Raw genomic sequence first — 15,169 nt, 5'->3', positions numbered from 1 at the left:
GAGCGACGCGCACAGCAAGCCAAAAGCCTGCCGCGGCGCCTCACCCCCTCATTCGGCCGCGAGGCGGCGGGCCTTGATGAGCGCGTGCCAGAAGGCCGTTTCCTTCTGCAGGAAGGCGGCCAGCGCCGGGCCGTCGCCGGGCAGCACCTCCAGGCCGAAGTCCTCCAGCCGCGCCTTGACCTCGGGCGCGAGGATCGCCTTGCGCATCTCCACGGACAGCCGCTGCACGATGGGCCCCGGCGTGCCGCGCGGCACGAACAGCGCCTGCCAGGCCGTGGCCTCGAAATCCCGCAGGCCCAGCTCCTGCAGCGTCGGCACCTGCGGCAGCGTGGGGATGCGGTGCGCCGACATCACGGCCAGCGCCTTGAGCTTGCCGCTGCGGATCAGCGGCAGCCCGGCGGCGGTGTCGAGCACCGTCATGGGCACCTGGCCGGCGATCACGTCCTGCGACGCGAAGGCCGTGCCGCGGTAGGGCACGTGCACCACGAAGCTGCCGGTGCGCTCCTTGAGCAGTTCCATCGCCAGGTGGTGCGGGCTGCCGATGCCGGGCGAGGCGTAGCTGTAGCGCCCCGGATTGGCCTTGAGCGCCTGCAGCCACTGGCGGCCGTCGCTGAAGCCGGCGTTCGGATTCACGACCACGATGAGCGGAAAGCGCGCCATGAAGCCCACCGGGGCGAAGTCGCGCGGGTCGTAGGGCAGGCGCTTGTACATCGCCTGGTGGAACACCATCGCGCCGTTGTCGCCGGTGAGCAGCGTGTAGCCGTCGGGCGCGGCCTTGGCGGCGTTGTCGGTGCCGATGATGCCGGCGGCGCCGGGGCGGTTCTCGATGTAGATGGTCTGGCCGAGCTGGCGGCCGATCTGCGGGGCGAGCTGGCGCGCCAGGAAATCGGAGCCGCCGCCGGCCGGGTAGGCCACCACCCAGCGGATCGGTTTCGAAGGCCAGGCGGCCTCCTCGGCATGGGCCGCCAGCGGAAACAGTGGCGTGAGCAACGAGGCGGAAGCGGCTTGCAGCAGGCGGCGGCGGGGCAGGGCGGTCATGGGGCGGGCGCGGGGCAAATGGGGCGATCTTAGCCAGCGGGATAATCGGGCCCGCACGCGCCCAGGGCGCGCCGAAATTCCCGGAGCCATCATGAGCAGCAGCCTCCAGCACCAGCCCACCTCACTCACCGTGCATCAGCAGTCCAGGCAGCTGGAAATCAGCTTCGACGATGGCGCGAGCTTTCGCATTCCCTTCGAGCTGATGCGCGTGTATTCGCCCTCGGCCGAGGTGCAGGGCCATGGCCCCGGCCAGGAGACGCTGCAGACCGGCAAGCGCGACGTGGAGATCGTGGGCATCGAGCCCGTGGGCCATTACGCGGTGCAGCCCAGCTTCTCCGACGGCCACGACTCCGGCATCTTCACCTGGGACTACCTGTACTTCCTCGGCTCGCAGCAGGAGCGGCTGTGGCAGGACTACGAACAACGGCTGCAGGCGGCCGGCGTCGATCGTGACGCGGCCATGCCTGAGAAAGCGGGCTCGTCCTGCGGCCACCACCATTGAAGCGATCCATGAGCCAGACCCATTTCGGATTCCAGACCGTCGACGAGCAGGAGAAGGCCAGCCGCGTGCGCGGCGTGTTCGATTCCGTCGCGTCCAAGTACGACGTGATGAACGACCTGATGTCGATGGGCCTGCACCGCGCCTGGAAGGCCTACACCGTGGCGGTGGCCAACCTGCGCGAAGGCCAGCGCGTGCTCGACATCGCCGGCGGCACGGGCGACCTGGCCCGCGCCTTCGCGCCGCGCGTGGGCGCCAGCGGCCTGGTGGTGCACACCGACATCAACGAGGCCATGCTGCGCCAGGGCCGCGACCGGCTGCTCGACGAGGGCAAGGTGCTGCCGAGCTCCATCTGCGACGCCGAGAAGCTGCCTTTCCGCGACGCCACCTTCGACCTCGTGAGCGTGGCCTTCGGCCTGCGCAACATGACGCACAAGGACTCGGCGCTGGCCGAGATGGCGCGCGTGCTCAAGCCGGGCGGGCGGCTGCTGGTGCTGGAGTTCTCCAAGGTGGCCGCGCCGCTGCAGAAGGTCTACGACCTCTACTCGTTCAAGGTGCTGCCCTTCCTGGGCCAGATCGTGGCCGGCGATGCCGACAGCTACCGCTACCTGGCCGAGTCGATCCGCATGCACCCGGACCAGGGCACGCTCAAGGCCATGATGAAGTCGGCCGGCTTCGGCCACGTGGACGTGCACAACCTCACCGGCGGCGTGGTGGCGCTGCACGTGGGCATCAAGTGCTGAGCGGCGCCGCCGGCGCCTGAAACGGACGGCCCCTGTCAGCCGCGCGGGCCGCACTCGGTAGCCAGGAACTGGCCGATGCGCTCGGCCAGCCGCTGCGGCGAGGCCTCGCGCCGGCGCGGCTCGAACTGCCGCAGCGCCTGCAGCCGCTCGGGCAGCTGCTCCAGCTCGTAGGCCACCAGCACGTGCTGCAGCTCCTCGAAGCGGCGCGCCGTGGCGATCTGGTGGTCGTTCACATGCTCGCCAAAGCGTGCCAGCCGCGGCACCACTAGCAACCGCTTGTGGTGCTGCAGCGCCATGGCGATGGTGCCGGCGCCCGCGTGGCTGACCAGCATCGAAGCCTGGCCGAGCAGCGCCTCGAACTCCAGCCGGGACAGGAAGCGGTGGAAAGGCATGTGGCACGGCTCGTATTGGCCGTCGCCGATCTGCGCTACCACCTCCTCGCCGATGCGCCCGGCCGCCACCAGGGCGTCCACCTCGCGCACCAGCCGGTCGAAGGGAAACATGCTGCCGACGGTGAGCAGGATCACAGCACCTCCCCCGCGTATTCGACGCCCCGGTAGCGCGCCGCGACGGCCGGCCACTGCGCCAGGCACAGGTCGGCCACGCGGCGCATCAGCCGCCCGCTGACCGAGAGCTTTTCGATCTGGGCCACGCTGTCGATCCACACCACCTTGGCGCCCAGCAGCTTGGCCCAGATGCAGAACAGGGCCAGCGGCATCGAGCCCGTGGTCACGACCACGTCCGGCCGCTCGCGCCAGGCCAGCCACAGCGTGCGCCCCAGCACCCCCACGGCCTGCAAGGGCTTGCGGCGATCGCACTCGCCGATGACGTGCACCGGGCGGCCGCCGCTGTCGAAGCCGGAGGCCGCGATCGCCATGGTGGTGATGTAGGCCGCCGGTTCCGCGGGCCACAGGCCGCGGGCGTTGCGCAGCAGGATCTGCAGCTCGTTGGCATGCCCGCCTGCGGAGGCGCCGACGACGAGTTTCATTGCGGTGCCAAGCTCAATTCATCGATCAGCTGCTTGGTGTGCCGGATATTGGCCTGCGACGAAGCGCCGAAAACGATGGACTCGATGCGCGGCTGGCGGCAGACATAGTCGATGGCTTCCTTGGGCGCGATCGCCCCCGAGGCCAGGACCGACATCGCCACGGGCCGGAAGCGCCTTTTCGCGATCGCATCCTCGTAAGCCGCGATGCCGCCGCACATGCGAAAACCGATCTTGTTGATGTTGGCGCAGACGATCGGGTTTTCGATACCCAATTCGTCCAGCACGTCGAGCAGCTTGGGCAAATTCATGGTGATGAAACCCGGCTCGGCGCCATAGGCCTTGCGCACATGGTCATGGAACATGCGCAGCACCGGCTTGAGATTCAGGCCCAGCAGCAGGTCGGTGATGACGTTTTGAATGAAAATGACCGGCGTGGGCAGGCCGCGGAACATTTTCATTTCGGCATCGACCAGCAATTGCAGGATTTTATCGATATCCTTGTTGGCCAGCGCCATGCCGCCTTTCAGCATGGCGCCCAGTGAATTTTCATCGGGCAAAAAACGCCGCAGCGCCTCGATCATCCCGTATTCGGTCACGGCATTCGCATACTTGTGTGCATAGGGCATGCAAGGGTAGAAGGTGTAATCCGGATACTTGTCGCGATGCGTGCGAAAGTGATCGCAAATCTCGGCCACCCGGTCATGCGTGGTGCACATGAAAGTGCGAATGCCCTCCTGGTAGGCGGCATCCAAGACCTTGATGATGGCGGCGTTGTCCTGAAAGCGCATGGCCTGCGCCCGCGCCTTTTCCTCGGACATGTGGTTCACGCCGAAAAATTGGTTATCCCCGAAAAGCACTCGATCCATGAAAGCTGACCCCGGCAAGGCGTTAAAGGCAAAGGCGAAATTCGAGGCCGAAGGCCTGCGAATCGGAAAGGCGCCCGGCCATCACGGCCGTTCCCCGATCAGGCGCGACCACAGCCCGCCGCGCCGCTCCGGCACGGCCGCCGGCTCGTACGCGCGCTGCGGCGCCCCGGCTTCGCTCTCCAGCAGCATCGCTACCAGCTGGTCGGTTTCCAGCGCGGAGCGGAAGGTGTTTTCGCCGTCGGTGCGGCCCTGCCTGATGCTTTGCACGAAGTAATCGATCTGCGCCGAATACTCCTCGCCGCGCAGGTAATACCAGACCTCCTGGGTGAGGTCGGTGGTGTAGCGCACCGACCAGCCCTTGGGCACGCCGGGCAGGGCGTCGTGGCTCTGGCGCAGGAACAGCTGGCATTCCTGCCGGTCCGCGGTGAGGCGCCCGCGCGTGCCCCAGACCGTGATGGACGTGGACATCTTGCGGTGGCTGTCGTCGCTCCAGTTGACGCTGAGCTGGGCGCTGGCGCCGCCGGGATAGCGGAACAGCGCGTACACCTCGTCGTCCACGTCGCGCGAGAACACGTTGTGCCGCACCACGCCCTGGACGCCGGAGGGCTTGCCGGCCACGTAGTTCAGCAGGTCCAGCGCGTGGCAGGCGTAGTCGTAGAGCGCGCCGCCGCCTTCCACCTTGGTCGAGCGCCAAGTGGAGCCGCTGGGACGCAGCACCACCGGCCCGTAGGCCTCGGCGCGCACATGGTGCACCTCACCCAGCGCGCCGCTGCGCACGATGCGCGCCGCCTCCTGGAAGGCGCCGACGAAGCGGTAGTGATAGCCCACTTGGTTGACCACGCGCTTCTGCTGCGCCAGCTCCACCAGGCGCACGCCATCGGCGGGGTCGAGCACGAAGGGCTTCTCGCAGAACACGTGCAGCCCGCGCTCCAGCGCCTTCGTCACCATCGCGGCATGGGAGCGGGAGGGCGTGGCGATCACCACCGCGTCCAGCTGCTCCTCCGCCAGCAGCCGGTCGAAATCGGCATGGCATTTCAGGCCGGAATAGGTGGACAGCACATCCGTCAAATAGCCGGATGAATCACATCCGGCCACCAGCTCTATATCGGGATGCGCACGCACGATGGCCAGATGAGACAGCCCCATCTTGCCCAGGCCCACTACCGCAGTTTTGATCATCGCAGGTTCCAAAAATGCAAAAAGGCATGCGCCCCGAATTCAGGAAAGCACATGGGCATAAATATCGGAGACGGCGCGCGCCATGCTTGCCGAGGAATAACGCTCGCATTGCACGCGGTAGGCGTCCTGCCGGATGCGGGCCCAGTCATGGCGCCCATCCATCAGCGCGGCCAATTCCATGGCCAGGGCGGTCGCATTGCCGGACGGCACGACCAGGCCGGTGCGGCCATGCTCCAGGACCTCGGGAATACCTTCCACATCGGAGGCCACCACCGGCACGCCCACGGCCATGGCTTCCAATACCGCCATGGGCATGCCTTCGCCATAAAGGCTGGGCAATACCATCACGTCGAGCCGGGACAGGGCGCCATTGACGTCCCGGGTAAAACCCAGCCAGTCCACATGATCGGAAATACCCAGGCTCCGGCAGAGCGCGCGAATTTCCTGCTCGTACGCCGGTGTTTCGAAACCTCCCACGGCCACGACCCGCAACGGCCGGCCCTGCTGCAATAACTGAGCCGCGGCGCGCAGCAATATCTCGATGCCCTTGCGCGGCCTGAACAGCGCCACCGCGCCGATACGCCAGGGCGCGGTCGGTTTGTCGCGGGAAGGCAGCGGCCCCGGCGTCGGCACGCCATTGGGGACCGTGAAGATGCGCTGGCGCGCGAATCCCTGATCGACCAGGTAGCGCTCCAGGCTGCGCGACACCGGGATCAGCGCCTCGATGGACGAGGCGCTCAGCCGCTCGACCACGCAATTGATGCGGTTCATCAGGGGCGTTTCCGTGTCGCGCGCCGCCGGGCTGTGGACATGGTGGACCATCGGCACGCCTGTCAGCGTGCTCACCATCCGGCCTACCATCGCGCCCCGCGGCGAATGCGTGTGCAGCAGCCTGAAACCGCCCTGGCGCACCAGCGCCGCCACCTGCCGGGCGCAGCCCAAATCAAAACGGTGCCGCATGGGCATGGAGTGCAGGCAAATATGGCGGCTCGTACGCAGCGCGGGAAATTTGTCCGGCTTGAAGCACACGAAACTCACCTCGTGGCCCAGCGCCGTCAATTCCATGGCCAACAGGTCCTGAACCTTTTCGGCCCCTGCGTAATATTCCCCGTTGATGACATGCAAGACTTTCACGGGAGGGCTCCGGCAAAAAGGTGAAAGCAGCAGAACTTTTTGCAGTACCCATTGCTATAACAGGGATGCTGCCGAGACATGCGAAAGCACAAAACTCTGAGCATGGAAAAGTGATGTTTCAAAGATTTACCTCATGCACATTTTCATGCGTATTTCGCGGGTCCCGATAAACCTTAGCATTCCGGGATGCCTGATTCGCTACCGAAGTGAGGGTGGACTATTTCTACGGGAAACCCCTGTTCTCGTTAGTACCCGTGTTCACGGGGCTGCCGCTGGATTGTTGAAAAGGGTTTACTTCGCCCCATCGAGTGCATCCAGCTGCAGGTTCTCACGTTGACTCGTCAAATTCGGGCTGGCGGTTCGTGCAAATAGCTATCAGGAGGACACGACCCATGTCGCCGTTAATGCCCCGGGCTGTTGGTCAAAATCTGCTGCGCGCCGTGGTGATGGCGCCGTTGCTGCTTGGGCTTTTGGCGGCCTGCGGCGACAAAAAGGACAAGCCGGCAACGCAGGTCGCAGCCCGGGTGAATGACAAGGAGATTTCCGTCCACCAGCTCAACTACGTGCTGCAGCAGCAGGACGTGCGGCAGGACTCGGTGGAGGCGGCCAGCCGGCAGGTGCTCGATCGCCTGATCGACCAGGAGCTGGCGCTGCAGAAGGCGCTGGACCTCAAGATCGACCGGCAGCCCGCCGTGCTGCAGGCCCTGGAGGCCGCCAAGCGCGACGTGCTGGCCCGGGCCTACCTGGAGCGCGTCGCCGAGGCCGCCGCCAAGCCGACGGCGGCGGAAGTCGAGAAGTTCTACAAGGACAAGCCCGCGCTGTTCAGCGAGCGCCGCATTTACCAACTGCACGAAATCAATATCCAGGTCGGGCAGGATCGTTTGCCCGAGGTGGGCAAGCGGCTGTCCGCGGCCAAGGACCTGGGCGAATTCACGAAATACCTGCAATCCAGCGACATCCGGTTCGTGCAAAACCGAGCCGTCCGTGCCGCCGAGCAATTGCCGCTGGAACAGCTCGATGAATTTGCCCGCATGAATGACGGGCAGGCCCGTCTGATACCCACCGCGAATGGCGCCATCGTCATCGCGCTTGCCGGCTCGCAGAGCCAGCCGGTGTCGCTGGAAAAGGCCCGGCCGGCAATTGATCAATATCTGAGCACCCAGCGCAAGCGCGAGCTGGTCGAGCGGGATATCAAGGACTTGCGCAGCGCGGCCAAGATCGAGCTGGTCGGCAAGTTTGCTGAAAAACCGCAAAACACGGGGGGCAACCAAGCGGCGAACGGGCCCGGTGAAACCGACACGTCGAACGTCCCGGCGGCAGGGCCGGGAGCCTCGTCAATTGACCATGGATTGGGGGTAAACAAGTGAATATTTCGTACCGCAGCACGCGAATCGGGCTGGCTCTCATTTTGGCGGCGTGCGCGACCGCCCAGGCGCAGGGCGACAAATCAAATACCCGGCAGGCCGCCCTGACGCCGGCGGCCATGGCCGCCGCGCCGTCCTCGGCGGCCAATGTCGCGGATTACCGCCTCGGCCCCGGCGACGGCATCAAGATTTCCGTGTTCCAGAATCCCGACCTGGCGCTGGAAACGCGCATCACGGACACGGGGATGGTGACCTATCCCCTGATCGGCGCCGTGAAGATTGGCGGCCTGACCGTGCCCCAGGCCGAACAACGCATTGCCAATGCGCTGAGCAGCGGCAATTTCGTGAAGCAGCCCCAGGTGTCCATCCTGATCATGCAGGTCCGGGGCAACCAGGCGGCGGTGCTCGGCCACGTCAACCGGCCCGGCCGCTATCCGCTGGAGCTGGCGCAGATGCGCTTGACCGACCTGCTGGCCGTGGCCGGCGGGGTGGCGGAGTCCGGCTCCGACGTGGTCACGCTCGTGGGCGTGCGCGATGGCCGTCCCTTCAAGACCCAGATCAGCCTGTCCGACGCCTTGGCCGCCGGGCAGCTCGACAGCGCCTTCGACACGCGGGTTCAGGACGGCGACGTGGTGTACGTGGACCGGGCGCCCACGGCCTACATCTACGGCGAGGTCCAGCGACCGGGGCCGCTGCGCGTGGAGCGGGGCATGACGCTGCTGCAGGGCCTAGCGGCCGGGGGCGGGTTGACGGCCCGCGGCACCGATCGCGGCCTGAAGGTGCATCGCAAGGCGTCTGACGGGCATGTCGAGGTGCTGCAGCCGTCGATGAGCGAACCGTTGCGCGATGGGGACGTCGTGTACGTCCGCGAAAGCATTTTCTAAGGATCGAGCATGTCCATCGCCCAGTTCCTGGCCATCCTGCTGGCACGCTGGAAAGTCGTGCTGGCCGTGCTGCTGGCCACGGTGCTCACCACCATCGGCATCAGCCTGCTGCTGCCCAAGAGCTACACCGGCTCCGCCTCGGTGCTGGTGCAGGTGGCGGTGCCGGACCCCATCGCGGGCATCGGCCTGTCGAGCCAGCTCGTGCCGCAGGTCATCACCAGCCAGGTCGAGATCCTCAGCAGCGACCGGGTGGCGCAGCGGGCGGTGCGCCTGATGCGCCTGAACGAGAACGCCGACTTGCGCGCGCAATGGCAGGAGGCGACCCAGGGCGTGGGCGCCTTCGAGGCCTGGCTGGGCGACATGCTGCAGATCAACCTGCAGGTGGTGCCCAGCCAGTCCAACATCATCGCCGTCAACTACAAGTCGCCCGACCCCAAGCTGGCCGCCGCGACGGCCAATGCCTTCGTCCAGGCCTACCTGGAAACGGCGCTGGAGCTGCGGGTCGATCCGGCTCGGCAGTCGGCCGCGTTCTTCGATGAGCGCGCCAAGAGCCTGCGGCAGCAGCTGGACAAGGCGCAGATGGCCCTGTCCAAGTACCAGCAGGACAACGGCATCGTGGCCACGGACGAGCGCATCGACATCGAGACGGCGCGCCTGAACGAGCTGTCCTCGCAGCTGGTGGCGGTGCAGGCGCTGGCTGCCGAATCCCGCAGCCGCCAGGCCGCGGCCAACGGGGCCAGCGACCGCCTGCAGGACACGCTCAACAGCGGCGTGGTGAACCAGCTGCGCGGCGAGCTGTCGCGGCAGGAGGCCAGCCTGAGCCAGCTCAGCGCCCGCCTGGGCGATGCGCATCCGCAGGTCCGGGAAGCCAAGGCCGCCATCGCCAGCTTGCGCACCCGCCTCGACAACGAGGTGGCCCGCGTCGCCGGCGGCGTCGGCGTCAGCAACCGCATCAACCAGTCCCGCGAGGCCGAGATCCGCACGGCGCTGGAAAGCCAGCGCGAGCGCGTGCTCAAGCTCAAGGCACAGCGCGACGGCATGGCCTCGCTGCTGCGCGACGTGGACAACGCGCAAAAGGCCTACGACACCGTGCTGGCGCGGCTCAACACCACCAGCATCGAGAGCCAGGCCACCATGACGAACCTGATCGAGTTTTCCAAGGCCACCGAACCGATCGCGCCCTCGTCGCCGCAAATCACCCTGAACGTCATCGTCGCGACTTTCGTGGGCTCCCTGCTGGCCGTCGGCGCTGCCCTGGTTCTGGAATTCATGAATCGCCGTGTGCGCTCTCCCAGCGACATCGTTCAGCTGGTCGATATGCAGGTGATTGGTGTGCTCCCCAAACCCGACCGGAAGAATTGGTTCCGCGTCGGGCGTCCGGGCTCCATGCAAACGCGTCTGGTCGGTTATCACGGAAGGGCGGTCTAATGGAACTTCATCGCATTCCGACCACGGCGCAGCGCGACGGCACCTCGGGTTCGTCTTTCAATTACCGGACCGACCAAGGCAACGCGGTGGACGACAACGACGCGGCCAAGGAAAAGCCGCTCGGCGAAATCATCAAGGCGGCCAACCAGCTCAGTGATGAGCAAATCGAGCGCGTGCTCCAGCACCAGAAGGAGCGCGGCATCCGGTTCGGCGAAGCCGCCATCGAATTGGGCGTGGCCAGCGGCAACGACGTGCTGTGGGCCCTGTCGCAGCAATTCCACTATCCCTATCCGGCCAATTCCAAGAGCCTGCTCAGCAGCGAGCTGGTGACGGCCCGTGACCCCTTTTCCTTCCGCTCCGAGGCTTTTCGCGCCATCCGCAGCCAGCTGATGATGCAATTGTTCACGGATGAGGGCGGGGCGCGCTCGCTGGCCGTGGTCAGCCCGGATACCGGCGACGGCAAGACCTATTTCTCCGCCAACCTGGCCATTGCCTTTTCCCAATTGGGCGGGCGCACGCTGCTCATCGATGCCGACATGCGCAATCCGCGCCAGCACGAGGTGTTTTGCGTGGACAACACGGCCGGCTTGTCCGGTGTTTTGTCGGGCCGCACGCTGGTGAATGTCATCCGGCCGGTGGAGGAGTTGCCCAGCCTGTACCTGCTGCCCGTGGGCGCCGTGCCGCCCAATCCGCTGGAACTGGTGGAGCGGCCGGCCTTCGGCCTGCTGATGCGGGAGCTGTCGGCCAAATTCGATTACGTGGTGGTCGATACGCCGGCCTATGTGCACGGCTCGGACGCACCCGTCATCGCGGCGCGCTGCGATGGCGTGCTGACCATGGTGCGCGCGGGCCGAAGCCGGGCCACGGCTCTCCAGGACCTCACCACGGCACTGCGCAGCGTGCCCGTGCGCCTGTGCGGCGTGGTGATGAATGAATATTGAGCCGCCTTCGGGCGGTGCGGCAGTACAGCATGAAAGCTCCGGCTCTTTCCGGTTTCCCGGTCGCTGCGCAATGGTGGCCGTTCGCGCTGCTGTGCCTGGGCTTCGGCCTGCTGTACCTGCCCACCTTCGCGGACCTCTCGCGCACGATCTGGGCGTCGGACGAGCAGGGGCATGGGCCCATCATCCTGGTCGTCAGTTATTGGCTGGCCTACCGCAAGCGGCATGAATTGATGGCCACGCCGGCGGTGCCCAGGCCGCTGGCCGGCGCCCTGGTGTTTGCCGTGGGCTGGTTCCTTTACGTGTTCGGCCGTTCCCAGTCGATCATCGCCTTCGAGGTCGGCTCGCAGATTTTTCTCTGGACCGGGGTGCTGCTCATTTTCCGAGGCTTCCCGGCGGTCCGGATACTGTGGTTTCCGCTGTTTTTCCTCATTTTCATGGCGCCTCTGCCCGGCGCCGTCGTGGCGGCCTTGACGGCACCCTTGAAATCCGCCGTGTCCACCGTGGCGGAAACCGTGCTCTACAGCGTGGGTTACCCGGTGGCGCGCACGGGCGCGATGCTCAGCATCGGGCAATACCAGTTGTTCGTGGCCGATGCCTGCGCCGGATTGAATTCCATGTTCACGCTGGAATCGCTGGGCTTGCTGTACATGAATCTCATGAACTACAAGTCGGTGGCGCGCAACGTCGCGCTGGCGATTTGCATCATTCCAATTTCATTCTGCGCCAACGTGATCCGGGTCATGATTCTGGTCCTGGTGACTTATCACTTTGGTGATGCGGCGGGGCAGGGTTTCATCCACGGTTTTGCCGGCTTGGTGCTGTTCCTGGTGGCCCTGGTGCTGATGCTGGCGGTGGATTACCCGCTTGGCCGCCTGTTCCCGGAAAGGAGGGCGGCAGCATGAGCCCGGTGGCATTGCGCGTGCGGGTGCTGGTCGTTTTCATCGCGATGGCGCTGGCGTCCTGGTTGGCCCACGCGTTCCGGCCGTCGGTGCGTATCGCGGACACCCGACCGATGGGCACCTTGGAAGAAATCGTGCCCTCGCGCTTCGGCGATTGGCATATTGACGACAGCCTGCCGGCCATATTGCCTTCCCCGGAAGTGCAGGAAAAACTGGACCGCATTTACAACCAGGTCCTGTCACGGACTTATGTGGACGCTCAGGGTTACCGCATCATGCTGTCGATCGCCTATGGCGGTGACCAGTCCGACGGCACGACGGCCCACAAACCCGAAGTTTGTTATCCCGCCCAGGGGCTGGAAATCATCTACAACCGAGTGGGCACCATGAATGTCGATGAGCAGGTTTTGCCGGTACGCCGCCTGCGCGCGCGCATGGCAACGCGGCATGAGCCCATCACCTATTGGATCGTCGTGGGCGACAAGGCGGTGACCTCGGGCAGCGGCATGAAAATGGTCCAGCTCCGCTACGGCATTCGCGGATTCATTCCGGATGGGGTCCTGGTGCGGGTTTCGAGCATCGAGCGCGATCCGGAGGCGGCTTTTGCGCGGCATGAAGCCTTCGTGCGCGCCATGGCCGCCAGCCTGAGCGCGCCGGCCCGCCAGCGCCTGTTCGGTGCCGTGTCCGAGCCTGCAGCCGAAATCAAGGCGCCCGTGCTATGACCGCCAGCCCACTGCGCGGCACGCTGCCGATTCTGGTGGCCAGCCTGTTTATGGCCCTTTTCCTGGGGGCCGTGGCCGGCCTGGGGCGGCCGCTGCTGCTGGCGCCCTTCATCGGCCTGATCGGGCTGGCGACGCTGTTCGTCATCCCGTCGCCGTGGATGTTCTGGTCCCTGCTGGTGGGGTCGATGTTCGTGGTCGGGCCGGTGATGTATTTCGGCCATATCGAGAACGCGCGCTGGTTGCCGCCCTTGCTGGGCCTGGCGCTTTACGTCCCCTTGGTGGCGCATGTGCTGAAGCCACGCCGGGCCGCGCCCGAAGTCGGCTGGCCGCTCTGGTTTTTTGTGCTGAGCCTGTTTCTGGTGGCCGCGGCCTTCAGCACGGCGCTGGGTGACCCCCGGCTGGGCGAGGTGCTGGTGGCCTCGCGCGCCTATCTCGCGTTCTGGTCCATCGCGCTGGCGCTGGCGGTGGGCATGGTGTCGCAGTCCCACATGCTGCTGGCCTGGAAGGCGCTGATGGTTTGTGCCGTGCTGCAGTTGCCGGTGGCGATTTACCAGTATTTCGTGGTGGCCAAGATTTCCAACCGCTTGTCGCCCTGGGATGCGGTGGTGGGCACCTTTCCCGGCAACATGGACGGCGGGGGCGCCAGCCATGGCATGGGAATTTTTCTCCTGGTCGTCATGGCGGCGGTATTGGCCTTGTGGCGGACCCGGCAGATTCGCCGCAGCCTGGCGGTGGTAATTTTTCTGGCCATCCTGGCGACCCTGGCCCTGGCCGAAGTCAAGGCCGCGGTATTGATCATGCCGCTGGTGTTCGCGCTGGTGTATTACCGCGAGCTGCTGCGCCGCCCGTTGCTGAGCGTGGGCGCGGTGGTGATTTCCGTGGGCCTGATGGGCACCTTGCTCGCGGTATATGAAAACACCTTCTATGCCAACCGGGGCATGACCCTTTCGGGCAAATTGCCCACCTCGCCGTTGGCCGCGGTCCAGAACCAGCTCAATCCCGAGCAAATGCACACCCGTTCCGAAGGCGGGGTGATCGTCAGCCGGGCGGCGCGCATGGCGGACTGGTGGCAGCGCAATGTCCGCTACGGCGACCCTTACCACGCGCTCCTGGGTTACGGCGTCGGTGCCACGCAGCTGTCCACCATCGGCATGGGCGAGCTGGTGACCAAGATGCCTTATTCGCTGGACATGACCGGGACCGCCATCCTGTTATGGGAAACGGGCCTGGTGGGCCATTTGCTCCTGGTATTGGCCTTGCTGCTGGCCGCCAGGAATTGCAATACCAGCGTGCGCTCCAACGCGGTGCCGGCGATGCACAAGGCCATGCTGGAGGCCGCTTCGGCCGGATTGGTGCTTTATGCCGTCACCTTGCCCTACAGCAATTTCGCGCTGCGTGCTCCGCCCTCGCAGTTTCTGATGGTGTTCTTGCTCGGTTATTCGGCGTACTGGTGGCGCATCACGCGGGTGGCGCAATTTGCCCGAGCCGGCCGGTCTGAGGGTGCCGTGCACGGCGGGACTCCTTCCCAAATCGCAGCCCATGCTCAGCATCAGACCCCGAGGTATAGCCATGGATGACAAGGTCGTTTTTCTACTGGGTTCCGGGCGGTCCGGGACCACCTTGCTCTACAAGCTGCTGGCCGCGCATCCCGGCGTGGGTTATCTCAGCAATTACCAGAGCCGTGTGCCGGCGTTGCCGAGCTTGGCCGCCATGCACCGGGTGCCGCGCAACCTGCTGGGCATGAAACGCCGGGCCTGGTTTGGCGGCCAGGGCAACGCCTATTTCGAAGGTCGGCGCAGCTGGTCGCAGTTCTGGATTCCCGCGCCGGCGGAAGCCGAAAGCGTGTTCGAGCGCGCGAACGTGCCGCACACGCCGGCGGACAGTTTCGTGCTGGATGAGCGCAACGTGCAGCGCCTGCGCGACACCTTCGGCTCCGTGCTGCAGTACGGGGGCGGGGATGTGCTGGTGTGCAAGCGCACGGCCAACAATCGGCGGGTCAGGGTGCTGCGCCAAGTGTTTCCGCGCTGCAAGTTCATTCACCTGGTGCGTGACGGGCGCAGCGTCGCGGATTCCCTGGTGCGGGTGGGCTGGTGGTCGGATCACCAATTGTTTTGGGCCGGCAAGACGCCGCGCGAGCTCAAGGCCGAAGGCGCCAATGATCTGCATATTGCGGCCCGCAATTGGGTCGAGGGCATGCGGCAAATCGAACAGGGCCTGCGCCATGTGGAGCCGGACATGAGATACACACTGCATTATGAGCAGTTGTTGGCCGCCCCCCATGCCGAATTGCGCAAATTGTTCCAGTTCATGGGTGTGAACACATCGGTGCACCCGGAATACGAGGATTTCATCAGCTCGCTGTCCATCAGGCCCGTGGAAGCTTCGTGGCGGCGCAAATGGTCCGCGGTCGATTGTGAAACCGTGACCGCCCTGCAGCGCGACATGTTGAGCCGCTGGGGTTATGCATAAGGTGGTGGCCAAGGC

The 15,169-nt window shown here is 65.6% G+C and carries 16 protein-coding genes; 10 read left to right on the top strand and 6 right to left on the bottom strand.

All coding sequences use genetic code 11. The features are described from left to right. Positions 1–48: 48 nt before the first annotated feature. Entirely contained in the window at positions 49–1,038 is a 990-nt protein-coding gene (locus HHL10_RS21445) for a Bug family tripartite tricarboxylate transporter substrate binding protein (RefSeq protein ID WP_169162441.1), read from the bottom strand. Between the two features lie 91 nt (positions 1,039–1,129). Between HHL10_RS21445 and HHL10_RS21440 the strand changes: the two genes are divergently transcribed. Both HHL10_RS21440 and ubiE read left to right on the top strand, forming a co-directional pair. Further along, complete coding sequence (locus tag HHL10_RS21440; RefSeq protein WP_169162440.1) at positions 1,130–1,540, top strand: gamma-butyrobetaine hydroxylase family protein; 411 nt, start codon at positions 1,130–1,132, stop codon at positions 1,538–1,540. An 8-nt stretch (positions 1,541–1,548) separates the two neighbouring features. Beyond that, a complete protein-coding gene (ubiE, locus tag HHL10_RS21435; protein ID WP_169162439.1) occupies positions 1,549–2,280 on the top strand; it encodes a bifunctional demethylmenaquinone methyltransferase/2-methoxy-6-polyprenyl-1,4-benzoquinol methylase UbiE in 732 nt (243 codons plus the stop codon). A gap of 35 nt (positions 2,281–2,315) precedes the next feature. On the opposite strand, the gene pssE is transcribed toward ubiE, so the two are convergent. From pssE to HHL10_RS21410, 5 genes are all read right to left on the bottom strand, one after another. Further along, entirely contained in the window at positions 2,316–2,807 is a 492-nt protein-coding gene (gene pssE, locus HHL10_RS21430) for a PssE/Cps14G family polysaccharide biosynthesis glycosyltransferase (protein WP_169162438.1), read from the bottom strand. After that, positions 2,804–3,268, bottom strand: coding sequence for a glycosyltransferase family protein (locus HHL10_RS21425; RefSeq protein WP_169162437.1), 465 nt, complete (start codon positions 3,266–3,268; stop codon positions 2,804–2,806). Before HHL10_RS21425 ends, pssE begins: the two co-directional genes overlap by 4 nt. After that, positions 3,265–4,086: a hypothetical protein gene (locus HHL10_RS21420; RefSeq protein WP_235971700.1), complete on the bottom strand. Its 822-nt coding sequence runs from the start codon at positions 4,084–4,086 to the stop codon at positions 3,265–3,267. Before HHL10_RS21420 ends, HHL10_RS21425 begins: the two co-directional genes overlap by 4 nt. A 129-nt stretch (positions 4,087–4,215) precedes the next feature. After that, a complete protein-coding gene (locus HHL10_RS21415; protein ID WP_169162435.1) occupies positions 4,216–5,313 on the bottom strand; it encodes a Gfo/Idh/MocA family protein in 1,098 nt (365 codons plus the stop codon). A gap of 39 nt (positions 5,314–5,352) precedes the next feature. Then, positions 5,353–6,447, bottom strand: coding sequence for a glycosyltransferase (locus HHL10_RS21410; RefSeq protein WP_169162434.1), 1,095 nt, complete (start codon positions 6,445–6,447; stop codon positions 5,353–5,355). Between the two features lie 392 nt (positions 6,448–6,839). Here HHL10_RS21410 and HHL10_RS21405 point away from each other — a divergent pair, with 392 nt between their 5' ends. From HHL10_RS21405 to HHL10_RS21370, 8 genes are all read left to right on the top strand, one after another. Then, positions 6,840–7,814 carry an EpsD family peptidyl-prolyl cis-trans isomerase gene (locus HHL10_RS21405; RefSeq protein ID WP_169162433.1) on the top strand — a complete coding sequence of 325 codons (975 nt, stop codon included), beginning with the start codon at positions 6,840–6,842 and terminating at the stop codon, positions 7,812–7,814. A gap of 116 nt (positions 7,815–7,930) precedes the next feature. Further along, positions 7,931–8,695: a polysaccharide export protein EpsE gene (epsE, locus tag HHL10_RS21400; RefSeq protein WP_169162432.1), complete on the top strand. Its 765-nt coding sequence runs from the start codon at positions 7,931–7,933 to the stop codon at positions 8,693–8,695. Between the two features lie 9 nt (positions 8,696–8,704). Then, entirely contained in the window at positions 8,705–10,123 is a 1,419-nt protein-coding gene (epsF, locus tag HHL10_RS21395; protein WP_169162431.1) for a chain length determinant protein EpsF, read from the top strand. Beyond that, positions 10,123–11,064: a polysaccharide biosynthesis tyrosine autokinase gene (locus tag HHL10_RS21390; RefSeq protein ID WP_169162430.1), complete on the top strand. Its 942-nt coding sequence runs from the start codon at positions 10,123–10,125 to the stop codon at positions 11,062–11,064. Before epsF ends, HHL10_RS21390 begins: the two co-directional genes overlap by 1 nt. Before the next feature lie 29 nt (positions 11,065–11,093). Continuing rightward, entirely contained in the window at positions 11,094–11,966 is an 873-nt protein-coding gene (gene xrtB / locus HHL10_RS21385) for an exosortase B (RefSeq protein WP_169162429.1), read from the top strand. Beyond that, a complete protein-coding gene (epsI, locus tag HHL10_RS21380; RefSeq protein WP_169162428.1) occupies positions 11,963–12,685 on the top strand; it encodes an exosortase-associated protein EpsI, B-type in 723 nt (240 codons plus the stop codon). The genes xrtB and epsI overlap by 4 nt, the downstream gene beginning before the upstream one ends. Further along, entirely contained in the window at positions 12,682–14,262 is a 1,581-nt protein-coding gene (locus HHL10_RS21375; RefSeq protein ID WP_169162427.1) for a hypothetical protein, read from the top strand. The genes epsI and HHL10_RS21375 overlap by 4 nt, the downstream gene beginning before the upstream one ends. Beyond that, positions 14,255–15,154: a sulfotransferase family protein gene (locus HHL10_RS21370; protein ID WP_169162426.1), complete on the top strand. Its 900-nt coding sequence runs from the start codon at positions 14,255–14,257 to the stop codon at positions 15,152–15,154. The genes HHL10_RS21375 and HHL10_RS21370 overlap by 8 nt, the downstream gene beginning before the upstream one ends. Positions 15,155–15,169: the final 15 nt, after the last annotated feature.

It is taken from the genome of Azohydromonas caseinilytica (genome assembly GCF_012927045.1).
GTDB lineage: Bacteria > Pseudomonadota > Gammaproteobacteria > Burkholderiales > Burkholderiaceae_C > Azohydromonas > Azohydromonas caseinilytica.
Note: the sequence above shows the minus strand (reverse complement) of the source record. Positions and strands in the feature narration are given on the sequence as shown.